Annotated in this window: 13 protein-coding genes; 5 read left to right on the plus strand and 8 right to left on the minus strand. The window is 37.4% G+C overall.

Translation table 11 applies throughout. From position 1 onward, the window contains the following. Window positions 1-35: 35 nt before the first annotated feature. The 4 genes from EG348_RS16705 to EG348_RS16720 all read right to left on the minus strand — a co-directional run bounded on the left by EG348_RS16705 (window position 36) and on the right by EG348_RS16720 (window position 5,615). On the minus strand, window positions 36-3,113 hold the full coding sequence (locus EG348_RS16705; protein WP_123984107.1) for a SusC/RagA family TonB-linked outer membrane protein: 3,078 nt from the start codon (window positions 3,111-3,113) through the stop codon (window positions 36-38). Window positions 3,114-3,261: 148 nt separating this feature from the next. After that, on the minus strand, window positions 3,262-4,152 hold the full coding sequence (locus tag EG348_RS16710; RefSeq protein WP_123984108.1) for a FecR family protein: 891 nt from the start codon (window positions 4,150-4,152) through the stop codon (window positions 3,262-3,264). Window positions 4,153-4,242: 90 nt separating this feature from the next. Next, complete coding sequence (locus EG348_RS16715) at window positions 4,243-4,770, minus strand: sigma-70 family RNA polymerase sigma factor (protein ID WP_164463313.1); 528 nt, start codon at window positions 4,768-4,770, stop codon at window positions 4,243-4,245. An 80-nt stretch (window positions 4,771-4,850) separates the two neighbouring features. Next, the gene (locus EG348_RS16720; RefSeq protein WP_123984110.1) at window positions 4,851-5,615 is read right to left on the minus strand and encodes an XRE family transcriptional regulator; all 765 of its coding nucleotides are present in this window, start codon (window positions 5,613-5,615) and stop codon (window positions 4,851-4,853) included. A 77-nt stretch (window positions 5,616-5,692) separates the two neighbouring features. On the opposite strand from EG348_RS16720, the gene dinB reads away from it, so the two are divergent. Both dinB and EG348_RS16730 read left to right on the plus strand, forming a co-directional pair. Further along, window positions 5,693-6,850: a DNA polymerase IV gene (gene dinB / locus EG348_RS16725; protein ID WP_123984111.1), complete on the plus strand. Its 1,158-nt coding sequence runs from the start codon at window positions 5,693-5,695 to the stop codon at window positions 6,848-6,850. A gap of 8 nt (window positions 6,851-6,858) precedes the next feature. Further along, the gene (locus tag EG348_RS16730) at window positions 6,859-9,912 is read left to right on the plus strand and encodes a DNA polymerase III subunit alpha (protein WP_123984112.1); all 3,054 of its coding nucleotides are present in this window, start codon (window positions 6,859-6,861) and stop codon (window positions 9,910-9,912) included. Window positions 9,913-10,118: 206 nt separating this feature from the next. On the opposite strand, the gene EG348_RS16735 is transcribed toward EG348_RS16730, so the two are convergent. From EG348_RS16735 to EG348_RS16750, 4 genes are read right to left on the minus strand one after another with little or no spacing between them, the layout of a single operon-like run. Next, a complete protein-coding gene (locus EG348_RS16735; RefSeq protein ID WP_123984113.1) occupies window positions 10,119-10,844 on the minus strand; it encodes a LytR/AlgR family response regulator transcription factor in 726 nt (241 codons plus the stop codon). 8 nt (window positions 10,845-10,852) lie between these two features. Then, window positions 10,853-11,962, minus strand: coding sequence for a sensor histidine kinase (locus tag EG348_RS16740; protein WP_123984114.1), 1,110 nt, complete (start codon window positions 11,960-11,962; stop codon window positions 10,853-10,855). A 5-nt stretch (window positions 11,963-11,967) separates the two neighbouring features. After that, entirely contained in the window at window positions 11,968-13,401 is a 1,434-nt protein-coding gene (locus EG348_RS16745) for a S41 family peptidase (RefSeq protein WP_123984115.1), read from the minus strand. Window positions 13,402-13,447: 46 nt separating this feature from the next. Then, window positions 13,448-13,630, minus strand: coding sequence for a hypothetical protein (locus EG348_RS16750; RefSeq protein ID WP_123984116.1), 183 nt, complete (start codon window positions 13,628-13,630; stop codon window positions 13,448-13,450). A gap of 516 nt (window positions 13,631-14,146) precedes the next feature. Between EG348_RS16750 and EG348_RS16755 the strand changes: the two genes are divergently transcribed. From EG348_RS16755 to EG348_RS16765, 3 genes are all read left to right on the plus strand, one after another. Beyond that, complete coding sequence (locus EG348_RS16755) at window positions 14,147-14,662, plus strand: hypothetical protein (protein ID WP_123984117.1); 516 nt, start codon at window positions 14,147-14,149, stop codon at window positions 14,660-14,662. Window positions 14,663-14,710: 48 nt separating this feature from the next. After that, a complete protein-coding gene (locus EG348_RS16760; protein ID WP_123984118.1) occupies window positions 14,711-14,998 on the plus strand; it encodes a hypothetical protein in 288 nt (95 codons plus the stop codon). A gap of 109 nt (window positions 14,999-15,107) precedes the next feature. Next, window positions 15,108-15,416, plus strand: coding sequence for a hypothetical protein (locus EG348_RS16765; RefSeq protein WP_123984119.1), 309 nt, complete (start codon window positions 15,108-15,110; stop codon window positions 15,414-15,416). Window positions 15,417-15,425 lie beyond the last annotated feature (9 nt).

A 15,425-nucleotide genomic window follows, 5' to 3' on the forward strand; every position in this document is an offset into this window, starting at 1 on the left:
CAGGATTATGTAGTATTGTATATAATTTTTCATGATCAGAATTTTAGTGTGACATTGAACGAATAGGTTTTGACAAAAGGAAGATAAATTCCTTCGGATTCTGGTGATAGTCCTTTATAGTGGGTTATGGTAAACAGATTTTGGCCTTGAAGTGTCAATATCATGGATAACTCCTTAATAGGGACTGTATAGGATAACTGTACGTTGTTAAGCCTTATAAACGAAGCATCAACAATAACCGCATCGCTGCTTTGATAGAGGCTTTGTGCTTTAACAGCATTAGAGTTTAGACCAGTAGTCGGCAATTGGTAGCTGCCAGTGGTATGCTCAGGAGTCCAGTAATCCAGCATATAGGTTGGTATGTTTCTCATCGATCCAATTGCGGGCAATGAGTAATCAAGACTGTAGAGATTTTGTTTTGCAAACTGTAAAAGGAACCCTAAGGATATTTTTTTGTAGGAAAACTGTCCGGTAAGTCCACCATAAAGTCTGGTGCCATATTTTACTGTTTTTGTACGGTCGTTGATGTCAATTTTTCCATCGCCGTTAAGATCGGTAAATTCGTAGATACCTGTGGTTGGATTTATGCCTTTAAACTCGTAAACTTTCTTAATATTCATGGATTCTCCCACGATATATGAATTTGCATAAGAAGTAGATGCGATATTATCGAAAGCGAGTAATTTACTTCTTGGTATACTAATGTTTAACGAGGTACTCCATTTAAAAGGTGTTTTTTGAATAGGTGAAAAACCAAGATCGAATTCGAACCCTGAATTTTGCACTGTCGCTGGAAAATTACTTAGTATTGTAGGGAATCCTGTGGTAGCTGGCAAAGGAAATCCCACCAATTGGTTAGAGGAGCGGTTTTGGTACCATGATGCTGTAAGAGATATTCTATCTTGAAGCAAGCCCAATTCTAATGCAGTTTCTAATTTTTTTGTTTTCTCCCAGCTGAAATTCGGATTGTATAAACGGGAGGGGTAGAGTCCTGTATTCCCGTCATAGAGCGTAGATGAAATGGTATAGGTATTTAGGAATTGGTAGTCTCCAATAAGATCACTACCAGCAACCCCATAACTTCCTCTGATTTTGCCAAAACTTACTACTTTATTATCTTTTAAAAATTGTTCTTTTGAAAATATCCAGGCAGCTCCAACAGCACCAAAATTTGCAAAACGGTTGTTGGAACCAAATCTGCTTGAGCCGTCCCTTCTAGCCGTTAAATTAACGAAGTACTTGTCAAGGAAGCCATAGTTGAACCTTCCAAAAACTGCCATATATCGATAACCTGTTTCGGTGTCCTCATTCACTTTTTGAACTTTTGCATTTGAAAGATTATATATCAGCTCATTGGAGGTGAAATCACTGCCTTGTATGCGAAACAATTCTTCGTTCTTTGATTCAAATGTTGTACCCAGCAAAGCATTAAACTGGTGTTTTTCCGATTTTTTTGTCCAATGAAGCTGGGGTTCTAAAATCCAGCTGTATTTATTTACATCTCCGAAATAGATGACCGAATTTCGGCTTGTTCTGCCAAGGCTCGGATTGGAAGCTGTGGAGGGATTTGTTCGCACTTCCTTTTGGTTAGTATTGGTGTATCCGCCGTTCAGTTTGAAGGTAAAATCTTTTGATATTTTGTATTCTGAGGTTAACTGAAGGTATAGGGTATATATCTTAGCTTTATATTCATTGTTCAGCTTGGCGACTGGGTTGGCGAAAGTATTGTTTGCCCAGTTAAGCGTACCATCTGGCAGGTAAATGGCGGGAGCGTTTGGCGTGAGAAAGATTTGATTAGTAAGATCAGATTCAAAGAGGTTATTTCTTTGAAAAGAATACAAAATTGTTGGACTGATCTTAAATTTTTTGTCTTTCGACTGATGGGTAGCGCTGAAATCAATACCCATCTTTTGATATCGGAAACCATTTCCATAAGCGGTAGATTGTTCGAGATGGTTCACGTTCATAAAAAAACGAGTAAGGTCATTACCACCGCTGACAGAAAATTGCGCTTGTTGGCTTAGAAACGTTTTTCCTATAAATTGTTTGTACCAATCTGTATAACGGTTTTGGTCCCATGTTCCGTTTAGGTCAAAGGCATTGACCGGATAATTCGTAATACCATCATTTTTATATGCATCTTTTCGCATCTGCAGATATTGTTCGGTATTGGCCAGTTCTAAAAAACGGCTTGCTTTACTGACAGAAGTATTCAGGTCAAGAATATAGGAAGTACCCTGACCTTTTCCCTTTTTTGTGGTTACCAATACTACTCCGTTTGCTCCTCTGGAACCGTATATGGCTGTCGCATCTGCATCTTTCAATACTTCAATACTTTCGATGTCGTTCAGGTTTAAGGCATTGAGTGGGCTTGCTTCGCCTTTTGTGATAATTCCGTTTGATAAAGCGCCTATGGCATTGGATTGGCTGTTGGTGGGCACACCATCGATAACAATCAGTGGAAAACTCCCATCATAGCGTAAGCTGTTTTTACCCCTGATCTGAACATCAAAGCCACCACCTGGCACTCCGCTGTTTTGGGTTATGTTGACACCAGACATTCTTCCCTGTAAGGTAGAAAGGACATTGTTTACAGGCTGGTTCTCTATTTCTTTTGCTGTCACCTTAGCAATACTTCCGGTGCGTTCTTTATCCTTTACAGCATAATAACCCGCATTCAGTGTAATTTCCTCGATTTTGGTTTCCCTAATAGAAAACGCTATGGTATCTTTACTTTTTTGCTGTATAGCCAACTGGGGAGTACTTTCCTCAATATCTGAAACAGCAGATACTTTCTTGATTTTCTGCCGGATTATAATGGTATTATTAAAGATAAGTCCCTCAAAAGGTAAGCCTTTTAGTATTTTATTAACGCAATCTACTAGGCTTTCATTGCTGCATTTTACTCCCTGAATCTTATACTTTTCTAGCTCATCAGTAGAATAAGCATATGATTTGATCTTATTTTCAACCAGAAAGCTTTCAATTGCTTCCGCGGCTGAAATTTTTCCAGCCAAATAATTGACCTTCATTTTAGAAAGGTCTTGTTGCTGTCCTCTGAATAGACTTATCCCCAATATTAGGAATAGGACAGCCGTGCAAATATTTTTCATATTTTTGCATTGTATTAAAATTAGTAACTCAGTGAAGATTTTGTTTATTAGTTTGGTACGTGACCGGCGGTGGGACCCGTCGGTCTTTTTGTACTTCGCTTACAACTATCTATCAGGTATCATGGCTGGTGTCATCAAGCACCATAGCCTATTTTTCCAGTTCAAAAATTGAATCATTTTTTTGTTTTATATTTAAATTAAGCTGTATTGCAAGTGATTGTATAAGTGCTTCAGCAGTAGCATTAGGAAGGCTTAAGGTGATTTTAGCATTTTCCAGATCTTCGGGATAGTGTAGTGTTATCCCATAGGTTTTTTCTATAACCTTTACCACATCACTGATAGGGCATTTATCGAATGTAAAGGCTGCGGATTTATCTTTTATGGGTGCAGACTTCTTGTCCACTGTTTGGGTAACAGAAGCGACTTGGGGAATCCCCAAATTGCTGAATGTTTGTTGAGGTTTCAATACGATAGGTTCTTTGGAACGCCCTTGTTGGTAGACCATTACTTTTCCCTCATACAGATCAACATTGAAAGTCTTGCCATCTTGCGTCACCTTAAAAACAGTTCCGAGTACTTTTGTTTCATATCCTTTTCCATGAACAATAAATGGATGTTCCTTTGATTTTTCCACATGAAATACTGCATTACCTTCCAGGAAAACATCTCTGGTATCAGCAGGAAATGATTTGTCAACAGTCAGTTTACCGCCTTGTGCAAGGATTACAACAGAGCCATCAGCAAGTTTAATTTCAGAATTTTGTAGTTTGGCCAAATAAACATCAGGTTTGAAAGTGGCGTTGTAACCAATTAAACCAGCAATAGCCAACATAATTGTTGCAGCAACAGTACTGTAGATTCTTAATCTCCTCAGTTTCTTTTTTCGTTCGTACGTATCTATTTTACGATACAAATTTTCAAAGAAATGGTTCTCTTTTTCAGGCGTAAGCGATTTAACAGGGTTATTGAGAATATCTTCCCAAATCTCTCTGTCTTCTTTATTGTCAAAATGGGGCAATTGGTTGTCTTTCTCTTCCATAATATCAGGGCTATATTATATACTCTGAAGAAATAGGAAAAAGGATAGTGATTTTTAGTAAAGATTAACTCTTTTTAAGACTATTTAACTTTAATTAACGGTTTTGTGGCGGTTTTTGAGAAAGGACATTGCTTCTAAGATGTGATATTTAACTGTGCTTTTTGGAATATCTAATTCAAGGGCAATCTTTTCCTGAGTAATGCCTTCGAGTTTATGCATTTTAAATATTTTCCTGCGTAATGGAGGGATTATAAGCACAATGCTTTGTTCAAGTTCGGTCAGCAAGCGGTCTTTATTTTTGGCTGAGTTTAGCTCATCAAATGAAGTATCTGCCAGATTGGAAGAAATATTTTCACGGGGAGGCTGTTTTTTGGAAGCTCTGTAATATTCAGCTATCTTATCCTTACATGTGGTAAAGATAATGTTTGCAGTATTTGTACTGCCCAAGCTTTTCTTGTATATCCAGAGGTGCATAAAGACATTTTGCAACACATCGAGTGCATCTTCTTCATTCTGTATCTTTTTAGAAATAAAAGAAAATACCTGATGGTTGTATTGGTGAACAAGGTTTTCATAGGAACCTTTTTCCGTGTTGATATGTCGGCGAGACAATTTCACATGGTCGTTTTTAGTTATTACAAATTTATATTTTTTTTAAATACGAAATTAAGTCTGTGCTTCCCATAGTTGGGATGGACTTATGGTTTTAAATGTTTTTCAATTCTGTTTAGATCCTGTTTAATGGAAAGGAACATTTCTTTGGTACTGTTGTCTGTAAAATCTAAAATATCATAATCTTTGAGCAGGCTATACTGATATTCCCAAACTTGAAGAAGGTCGTAGGCAGAAATTTCATAGGGTTCAAAATAGGTGTTATCTGATTTAACCCAGATAGAATTTTCTTCAATACTGGTCAGTTTCTTATAAACAAAACCACCTCGTGTTATAAGCAGGTAGTTTTTCCCTACTTTCATTTCACTAATTTGTTCAACATACTTACCAATGATATAGGTGCCATCCTTGAAGGGGGGCATGGAATCACCTTCGGCGGGGAATCCCCGATATATGCCATTGCGCAGGAATGGGAGAGAAATGTGTTGGAGTCCGCCTATATATTCTGGATCACTAAATCCATTAACATAGCCCATCTGCGCCTTATAAGGCACTATTTGTATTTTATTTTCCCCTGTACTGTCCACGGTAATGGGTAGTAAGATCCGGTTGTCAGAAAGTTTCATCAAACTTTCTAAGGGATATTTTCTTAATTCCAATGTTAGCAAAAGATCTATACTTACTTTAAAATACCTGGATATTCTGACCAATGTATCATTTGGTGGCTGTGCATGAGCACTTTCATATTTCTCATAAGCACCTCGTGAGATCAAAAGTGCATCTGCAACTTTCTGTTGAGAAAGTTTAGTCTGCGCCCTGAGATATCTTAAGTTTTCTGATAAAATTGACATTGCGATAAATATGAGCAACAAAGTTAAATCTTTTTGCTAAATATATTAGCAATTTTGTTGAGTAAAAATGAAGTGAGATGGAAAGAGCAATAGTACATATGGATTTGGACACGTTTTTTGTGTCCTGTGAACGAAAGAATAATTCGGAACTAATTGGTAAGCCTATCATTATTGGCGGGGGAGAGCGGGGCGTCGTTGCATCCTGTTCTTACGAAAGCCGTTATTTTGGGGTACGGTCTGCTATGCCGATAAAAATGGCTTTGAAACTTTGTCCAGAAGCCAAAGTGATGAAAGGGGATATGGATCTATATTCTAAAATGTCCCACGAAGTCACTGAAATTATCGGGGAAAAAGTGCCGTTAATGGAAAAGGCAAGTATAGATGAGTTTTACCTCGACTTGTCGGGAATGGATAAGTTTTTTGGATGTTATCAGTGGACACAGGAAATTGCATCATCGGTAACCAAAGAGACAGGGCTTCCGATCAGTTTTGCCCTTTCCAATAATAAAACGGTTTCAAAAATCGGGACTGGGGAAGCTAAGCCAGATGGTCATATGGAAATAAAGGAAGCCATGATCAGACCTTTTTTAAATCCATTATCCGTGCGGAAAATTCCAATGGTCGGTGCGGAAACCTATAAATTGCTTTCCCGTATTGGAATCAGGACCATCCGAACCCTTTCGGAAATGCCAACGGATGTACTTCAAAAAATACTGGGAAAGAACGGACTGGAACTTTGGAAAAAAGCAAATGGAATTGACGACACCCCGATTATCCCATATTCGGAGAGAAAATCTATCTCATCGGAACATACCTTTTCTCAAGACTCGATTGACATTATAAAAATCAAGTCCTTGATAACAGGAATGGCAGAGCAACTGGCCAATCAGCTGCGTGCGGAAAAATGGCTGACCTCAACCATTGTAGTTAAAATCCGTTATTCCAATTTTGATACTGAGACCAAACAATGCCGTGTAAGTTACACCTCGGCAGATCACACCATTTGTAAATATGCCCTAGAACTTTTCGAAAAGATTTATAGCCGCAGAATGCGTATTCGGTTGATTGGGTTAAAACTGACTGGCTTGGTGCATGGCGAATACCAAATGAATCTTTTTGAGGACACACAAGAGATGATGAGCCTTTATCAGTCAATGGACAACATTAAAAATCGGTTTGGGAAAAACGCAGTGGGTCGTGCCTCTGGGTTTGATTTTCAAAGCGCTGTTAAATAATCATTGTTATGTATCTTAATTGCCATACTTACCACAGCCTGCGCTACGGAACAATTTCTGTAGAAGCCTTGGTACAGTCTGCTTCGGAATTGGGACTGGAAACAATATGCCTGACCGATATTAATACGGTCACAGCTATTTATGAGTTTTATAAATTGTGTAAGCAGGCAAATATAAAACCTGTTGTGGGCATGGAAATCAGAGAGGATGATGAACTGCTGTATATTACGCTGGCCAAAAGTGCAGAAGGTATAGCGGAGATCAACCAGATGTTGACCTCTTTTAACTGTGATAATATTCCACTGCCAAAAACCAATCCTATTTTTAAAAATGTAATCACTATTTATCCGGTTGAAAATATACCCGAAATCTTTTCAGAGAACGAATACATTGGAATCCGGCCTGAGCAACTGAATCTTTTATACCGTGCGGAATGGAAAAGCCTCTTGCATAAAATGGTGGTTTTGCAGCCTGTTACCTTTCAAACGAAACAGGAATATAACCTTCACCGTGTACTAAGGGGTATTGCTTTCAATACAATAGGAACAAAATTGGAATCTCACCAATACTGCAAAGAAGATGAGGTTTTAAAGCCGCTAAATGAACTCTTGAACCGCTACCAAGACTATCCACAGATTACTGAGAATACCAAAAATATTCTTGACGGGTGTAGTTTTGAATTTGCGTTTTCCACTCCAAGAAATAAAAAACACTATACCGGAAGCAAGGAAGAGGACCTGAAACTCATTACCCGGTTAGCTTATGAAGGGCTGGCAGAAAGATATGGGCTAAATGACGATGTTGCCAACAGGCGCGTGGAGAAAGAATTGAAAGTTATAGATGAACTTAATTTTTGCGGTTATTTTCTGATTACCTGGGATATCGTACAATACAGCAATTCAATGGGCTTTATGCACATTGGAAGGGGGAGTGGAGCCAATAGTATTATTAGTTATTGCCTGGGTATTACCAACATCTGTCCGATAGAACTTGATCTGTATTTTGAACGGTTCCTGAACCTGAACCGGAAAACGCCACCCGATTTTGATATTGACTGGAGCTGGCAGGAACGTGATACTATTTTGGAATATATTTTCAAAAAATATGGCAAGAACCACGTGGCCTTTTGCGGAACAAATGTTGAGTTTAAATACAAATCTATTTTTAGAGAGGTTGGAAAAGTATTCGGTTTACCGAAAGAAGAATTGGATGTGCTGGCTACTCAGCCTGAAGCAAACCATGATAAAAATTCTGTGGTCAAGCAAGTTTATAAGTATGGAAAGATGATGGAGAAATTTCCTAATCAAAGGAGTATGCATGCCTGTGGGATACTGATATCAGAAGAGCCAATTACCAATTACTCCGCACTGGAGATGCCGCCAAAGGGTTTTCCTATTGTTCAGTTTGATATGCATGTTGCAGAGGATATAGGACTGGAGAAATTTGATATTTTATCGCAAAGGGGTATTGGTACGATCAATGATGCTGTGAAACTCATAAAAACAAATAAAGGGATTGATGTTGACATAAGAGATAACCACCTTTCCAAAGATGAAAAGGAGTGCAATAAATTTTTGAGCCAGGGTAAAACCATTGGCTGTTTTTATATCGAATCGCCCGCCATGCGTGGTCTGCTCCGACGATTGAAATGCGATAATTATAAAGTGCTGGTCGCGGCATCCTCAATCATCCGGCCTGGGGTTGCGCAGAGCGGAATGATGAAGGAGTATATTTTCCGGCACAACAATCCCGATCAGTTTGAATATTTCCATCCTGTGTTCGAACAGCAGTTAGGGGATACATACGGGATTATGGTGTACCAGGAAGATGTGATTAAGATTGCCTTGCATTACGGCGGACTACCGGCTGCAGATGGAGATGTTTTACGCAGGGCCATGAGTGGCAAGGGCAGGTCACTAGCCGCCCTACAAAAAGTAAAAGATCATTTTTTTGAATCTTGCAAGAAGCTTGGACATCCAGAAAATTTAAGTACAGAGGTTTATCGGCAGATTGAGTCTTTTGCGGGTTACTCTTTTTGTAAAGCACATTCTGCATCCTACGCGGTTGAGAGTTACCAGAGCCTTTACCTCAAAGTTTACTACCCGATAGAATTTATGGTTGCAGCGATTAACAATGGAGGTGGGTTTTACCGCACAGAGGTTTATGTTCACGAAGCACGGATGTCGGGTGCTAATATCTTGACCCCTTGTGTCAATAAAAGTGACTGGGAAACAACACTGTACGGAAAGGATGTGTATTTAGGCTTTATGCACCTTCAAGCATTGGAAACTAAAACAGCTTTATTGATTACCGCTGAGCGAAATCAAAATGGTAGTTTTAAATCACTGGAAGACTTTATTAAACGGATTCCAATAGGGGTAGCTGCCATGCAAATCCTGATATTTATTGGGGCTTTCCGATTTACAGGAAAGCAAAAAAATGAACTTCTGCTGGAAGCCAGAATGCTGCTAAACGATTTTAAGCCGGAAAGAAGGATGGCGGCATTGTTTGAGGAACCCGTAAAAGAATATCAGTTTCCTGAACTCAAAAGAGCAGTTTTCGAGGATGCCTTTGATGAAATTGAACTTTTGGATTTTCCTGTTTCCTGTAACCCTTTTGATCTGCTGGTCACAAAGTACAGGGGTTCGGTAATGGCCAACAATCTTGTACAATATCATAAGAAACAGATTAAGATGCTGGCGTACCTGATTTCACGTAAACACGTCCCTACCAAAAGGGGAACCATGTATTTCGGAACATGGATTGATGCAGAAGGCAATTATTTTGATACCGCCCATTTTCCCGATTGCCTCGAAAAATACCCGTTTAAGGGTGGGGGCTGTTATCTACTACTTGGAACCGTGGAAGTAGATTTTCATTTTCCAACCATTACCATTATTAAAATGGAAAAAATGCCGTTTATTCCTGACCCGAGGTACGCTTATGATAGCGACAAACAATATGAAGCACATCAACGGATTAAGGAGAATGTAAGCATGACGCACAGGTTACCTTATCCACAGGAGCATGAGATAGGGTTGCCTAGAAGAATGATAAAATAGAATTGGTCAAGGAAAAACAGTTTTATGTTACCTTTAAAAGGCTGTAAAATATCTAGCTGATTTAACTATGAGCTTTTTATTATGCGTAATTATTATTAATCGAAATAAAAAAAAGACGTTTTTTGACTGTATATGTTTGAAGAAATATAAATATGGATATAAAAAAGTAACACTTGCAAGAGCGATCATATAAATATAAAATATCATTATACAATAAGCTTTTTCTTTATGGTATCTAAAAACTGTTTCCTGTAGGTTTCCCCAATCGCAATTTCTGTCGAAATGTTTTTCAGTACAACCTGATTGCCGTTAAGCGCAACTACCTTATTAAGGGCAATGATAAATGATTTTTGGATTCTCATGAAATGCTTTTCCGGTAATCGCTCTTCAACCTCTTTCATGGTAATTAAAGCAAGTGTTCGTGTACCACTATGGTGAAAAGCTACATAGTTTTTCATGCCTTCAATATAATCTATATCCGATATGTTTATTTTAATGATTTTACCTTTTAACTGAGATTTTACCATGAAATAGTCTGTTTCCAAAGATTCGGTAGACCGTTTAGTGTGTTCTGCAGTAATAATCTTTTGAGCTTTTGTAATTGCCTGTAAAAAGCGCGATAGTGGAATGGGTTTAACAAGATAATCAACTACATCGAGATCAAAACCGATTGTGGCGAATTCCCGATAGGCTGTAGTTAGTATAAAGTGATACTTGGTATGTTGTAAAGTTTGAATAAATTCGATCCCCGAAAGCTCAGGCATATGTATATCAAGAAATACTAGATCTACCCTTTGGCCGCTGAGAAAAGTTATGGCTTCTGTAGGGTTAGTGAAACTGGCAAGCAGATTGAATTGAGCAACTGACTTTAGATAATGTTGGATGACCTCTATCGCATGCTCTTCATCATCAACAATGATACAATTTATCATGGTGTAGGTTAATGGGGGTTAATTGCTATAGAATGATTAATGGAAGACGGAAGATCAGTCACTTTAATATTTGCTTTCTGGTCAGCAGAAAAAGATTGAAGAAGAGATAACTCTATTGAATAATCAATTTCAGTATCATGAATAATCAGCAAAGCAAATTTTCCGTAATGATGTTTGAGCCGTTTTTGTATGTTCTCCATACCAATGCCACTGGAAAGTTCTTTAGGCCCTTTTTTCTTTCTGTTATAGGTTTTCAAATTGATGGTCCCGTCTTTTGCTGAAACGTCCAAATTAACTTTTACAGGATTCAATTTATTATCGCAGTCGCCATGTTTCAAAATATTCTCTACAATTGTTATCAGAATTAATGGAATGATGCGGACACTATTGGTTTCGCCATGAATTTGAAAATCTATCTGCAATTTATGATTGAATCGCAACTGATTGATGGTAATGACATTCCGTATATGAGCGATTTCATCATCGATTAATGCAGTCTTGTCATCTTTGTCAACCTCAAGGGAATAACGCATGATCTCACTTAGGGTCATGATCCCATCTGCTAATTTTTCAGAGAGGGGTAATGATTTTGCATAAAAGAAATTCAGCGTGTTGTTTAGAAAGTGCGGATTAATTTGAGCTCTTAAGAACGCATACTCTGCTTCATGTTTTTCTTTTTCAATCAAACGCAATCTTTTTTGATATTTAATACCTTCAATTGCGAAGTAATAGCCAAAACCTAAGATGGAATATCGGATGAATACCCATAATACTGAACTCCCATAATGTAAAAAATCAAATGGAGGGGTCGGAGAACCGTTCGCTCTGATGTAGGGCCTGATGTAATAACCGGTGATGTACCAATGAATAAACGAGAAAATATAAACTAAAATAATTCCAAAAGTTAACAAGAATGGCTTTAAGGGACTAGCAAATTTGGTACACACGAAAATACACATGTATACGGTACATATATTTGGAAATTGAGAAAAGAAAACATCGGGCAAGCTGAAGAGATATCCTTGCGGATTCTGTGCATATTCAAGAAGTGTACCTAAGCCAACATAAATCAGCCAGAAAAGGAAATGATATAAAATGATTTTATGGTTGTTTTTCACTGATTTTATTTATCCTTATAGGTTTTTACAAATTCTATCCAGTCACCGGTTTGTTGTGGAATTAAGATATCAGGTTTGATTCCAATGTTATCCATCGGGTGATCAGGTAAGCGAAGCGACCTGGCAGCAGGGTAATTTAAGTTGTAAAAGCCGCAAGGTATATTAGCTTTTACAACTTCAAGATAGTCTATCGTTCCTGAGGAATTAGTGCCGTAAACTTTGACTTTTGAGCTCTGTTTAGCCTCCATTATAAAAAGTTCGGCAGCACTTGAGGTATTCCTGTTTACAATGAGTGAAACCGATTTAGGGTTATTAAATACTTTAGGTAGCGTAATGGTGTCTATGGGGTATAGAGGGTATAACGTACCTACATGTAATTTTAGCGTATTTAGATTTTTCTCGAATATACGCTTCATGCTGTCCGGGATGTTATTAGGGATTTGACTGTAGTAATCCTGAATATTATCTTGCGTTGCAAGTACATTTGCACCCTCGGTTAAAATTGGATTAGTGTAGATATAGGGTAAAAGTTTTTTATAAACCAGTACTGATCCTCCCGAATTGTTCCTCAAATCAATGATTAAATGTTCGCATCTTTGGAGCCTGTCCGAATTCTCTTTTAAGAGGTCGTTCATAGCGCTAACATAGTCTAAAGATGCAAAGGAAGGCATTGTAAACAAGCAGGTTTTGTCATCTAGAGCTGTAAACTGAGGGGCTGATTCCTTATTCTGTGAAGCAGTGACCTGAGTTATAGTCACATCGTTTTTATACCATTTTGCGCTAAGACCTGTTCCAAAACTGAGGGTATCTTTAATCTTACTGAACGAAAGCGGGTTTATAGAATGATCACTCGCCCGAAAGTATTTCAGGCTGTACATGCTACCTTTTTTTTCAATTCTGAGTTTTACCTGTTGCTTACTCCAACGAATGCCATCTGGTTTAATTATAAAGCCAATAAAATCGTTTTTGCTTGCTTTGTCTTTAACGATGCCGATCTGGTATGTACCGGCATAATTGTTCCAGATTCCCTCGAGACTGTCCAGGCTCTCATGTCCTTTTAGATAAGAAATGAATAGTGGTTCGGACCAAGTGGTTTTTTCCTCTGCATCATAATAATTTCTGATTTCACTATCTGTATACTTGCCATCGTTATAACTAATCCCAATATGATTATCTTTAAAGAAAGAGAGCCAGCTTCTTAAGATTGGAGCGCATTGATAGGGCTTTGCCAAAAAAGCTTTCTTTAAAAGACTATCGGTAAATTTGTCGAATTTTATTTTATTGTTCGTATTGACTTTATCATGATAACCTGGATAATTTTTTTTAATTCTATCAACAACAAAGTTAAAGTTGTCAGCACACCTACAGTTTTGAGCTTTTAAAGAAATTGAGTTTGTTACGAGCGCAAATAGAATGCAAATTTTAAAACAGAAACGCATAGTATTTTATAAAGAAAATAATAAATGTAGTGGATGAGAACTGCTGTTAATCGTTTATAGTTCCACCAAAACTTGTTTTTTGTTCTGCACACCCCGGCAAGGTAGAGAGGTCTCCATCGTTTGTTGAATTTCCGCCATTAATTTTCTGCATTTGTGCTTTGTTCAAAATTGCAGAACTAGTTCTTTTAAAGATGAATTTAACCTTCTTTTCTAATTTTTTGTTTTTCATAATAGTATAGTTTGTATTATTTAGTTATGCATAAATGTATCATTTCAAATCATAACGTCCAAAAATAATAAACCAAACATGGTTTTATAAGGACAAAACCTATTCTTTATAGGTACATCTGCCGAATGAAAAAAGAAACCATTTGGATCGGTGATGCATTTAATACTTGGTGAATCTAAGTTATACTAAGCCATATATGCATGCGAAAAAGCCCGACAATCATAATACTGATTTTTCGGTAAAATGGCATCATAAATCAGCAAGTCGATGGGCTCAAAACAATTTTTGCGAATATTTAAGCATCTTTTCTCCTATACAAAACACTTGTTTTGACCATTTTTTTTTGAACCGGCCAATTTTCTTTTATATTTTTTTGGGGAATTGGTCAACTATATGGGGTTGGTATGTCCGTGTAAAATAGCATTTGGTGTAACAGTTTTTTTAGTGCCTTTGATTGTTGATATAAAGTCTTAAAATTAGCAATTGAAAATACAGGCTTGCAAAATAAATATGACTATGATCCATAAAAGTATATTGAATCTAATTATGATGGCAATGGTAACTCTTCTGTTTTTCCCGTCTTCGGAAAAAAGGATTTCAATGTACCACAAACCTTTACAGGAGAAACATTTGCCTAAGGTAAGCGAGTTCGTTTCTGGAATTCAACAGCAAAATCCAGGCATCAGGTTTAAGTCGGGTAAAATGGTGAGAAAAAGCCATTACCAATATGTAAACTTTGATAAGGGGGGCATGCAGGTTTTTTCAGCAGGGGACATTGTTCAGATGATAAATATTATAGTGATAGAAGAAAAACAAGCTTTAGTAAAGCAGAATTTTCCAGTTAATATTTTTAAGTTATTGAATAAATATATCAGCGCAGAGGTTTCTGTGTGGTTTAACAAATCGCTAGAGGAGATTTCTGTTAGCAAAAAAAACAATGATGCCAGAATTTTTAAATTGAAACTATACAAGATGACTGTTGGGTATAATACACAAACAGGCAGTTTAATAGTAACGATTCAGGCTCATTAGAGGTAATGCCAACTCCACAACAATAATTAATCTTTAAATCAAAAAATCATGAAAAAACTACTATTTTCTTTATTAATCTTCACTGCAATGGCGGGATCAGCATTTGCAGCAAAACCTAATGGAAAGACCGTTAGTGATAAACTTAACACGGTGTCCGTAGTTAAACCGAGTAATTTGAAGTTTACTATGAAAAAAATGGAACTACCACATGTGTACACTTTTATTACCTCTTGCGGGCCATGGATATTAACGGTAGCCGACGGTGTGCCTGAGCCGGACTTTTTTAGCAGGATTGCAATTTGGGCCTCTTTTGAGGCGGCATGCGTAAGTATGTAATGTTTAAATAAAAAAGGAGTTGGCAGCCTTCTTTTTACTTCTAAGGATATTCTTATACAATACAACAAACTAAAAATAGTCAATTCCACAAACCATAAAATCAAAAATCATGAAAAAATTATTATTCGCAATCACATTTGCAGTTATGGCATCCGCAGGGATACATGCATCGGCCAGTACCAAAAAATCAGGTATTGATAACACTTTTAGTAAATTGAGCTCAGTGAAGATCACTGAAAATAAAAGCTCAAAAAAAATAAAATCAATGGAGAGTAAAGCTCTTCAAAAACAGGAGGACGTTGCCTATACAGCATTTTTGCTGGACTGTGGTTACATTGTAAGTATTAAGACAACAAAGGAGCTTAGTAACGAAGCGTTAGTGTTAATGTCTATCGCATTTAACAACGCATTCTGTTAGAAAGTTACA

This window comes from Chryseobacterium sp. G0201, from assembly GCF_003815655.1.
Classification (GTDB): domain Bacteria; phylum Bacteroidota; class Bacteroidia; order Flavobacteriales; family Weeksellaceae; genus Chryseobacterium.

Coding starts and splice junctions, on each gene's coding strand:
- EG348_RS16705 (WP_123984107.1), bottom strand. CDS start 3,113: ATGAAAAATATTTGCACGGCTGTCCTATTCCTAATATTGGGGATAAGT.
- EG348_RS16710 (WP_123984108.1), bottom strand. CDS start 4,152: ATGGAAGAGAAAGACAACCAATTGCCCCATTTTGACAATAAAGAAGAC.
- EG348_RS16720 (WP_123984110.1), bottom strand. CDS start 5,615: ATGTCAATTTTATCAGAAAACTTAAGATATCTCAGGGCGCAGACTAAA.
- dinB (WP_123984111.1), top strand. CDS start 5,693: ATGGAAAGAGCAATAGTACATATGGATTTGGACACGTTTTTTGTGTCC.
- EG348_RS16730 (WP_123984112.1), top strand. CDS start 6,859: ATGTATCTTAATTGCCATACTTACCACAGCCTGCGCTACGGAACAATT.
- EG348_RS16735 (WP_123984113.1), bottom strand. CDS start 10,844: ATGATAAATTGTATCATTGTTGATGATGAAGAGCATGCGATAGAGGTC.
- EG348_RS16745 (WP_123984115.1), bottom strand. CDS start 13,401: ATGCGTTTCTGTTTTAAAATTTGCATTCTATTTGCGCTCGTAACAAAC.
- EG348_RS16750 (WP_123984116.1), bottom strand. CDS start 13,630: ATGAAAAACAAAAAATTAGAAAAGAAGGTTAAATTCATCTTTAAAAGA.
- EG348_RS16755 (WP_123984117.1), top strand. CDS start 14,147: ATGATCCATAAAAGTATATTGAATCTAATTATGATGGCAATGGTAACT.
- EG348_RS16760 (WP_123984118.1), top strand. CDS start 14,711: ATGAAAAAACTACTATTTTCTTTATTAATCTTCACTGCAATGGCGGGA.
- EG348_RS16765 (WP_123984119.1), top strand. CDS start 15,108: ATGAAAAAATTATTATTCGCAATCACATTTGCAGTTATGGCATCCGCA.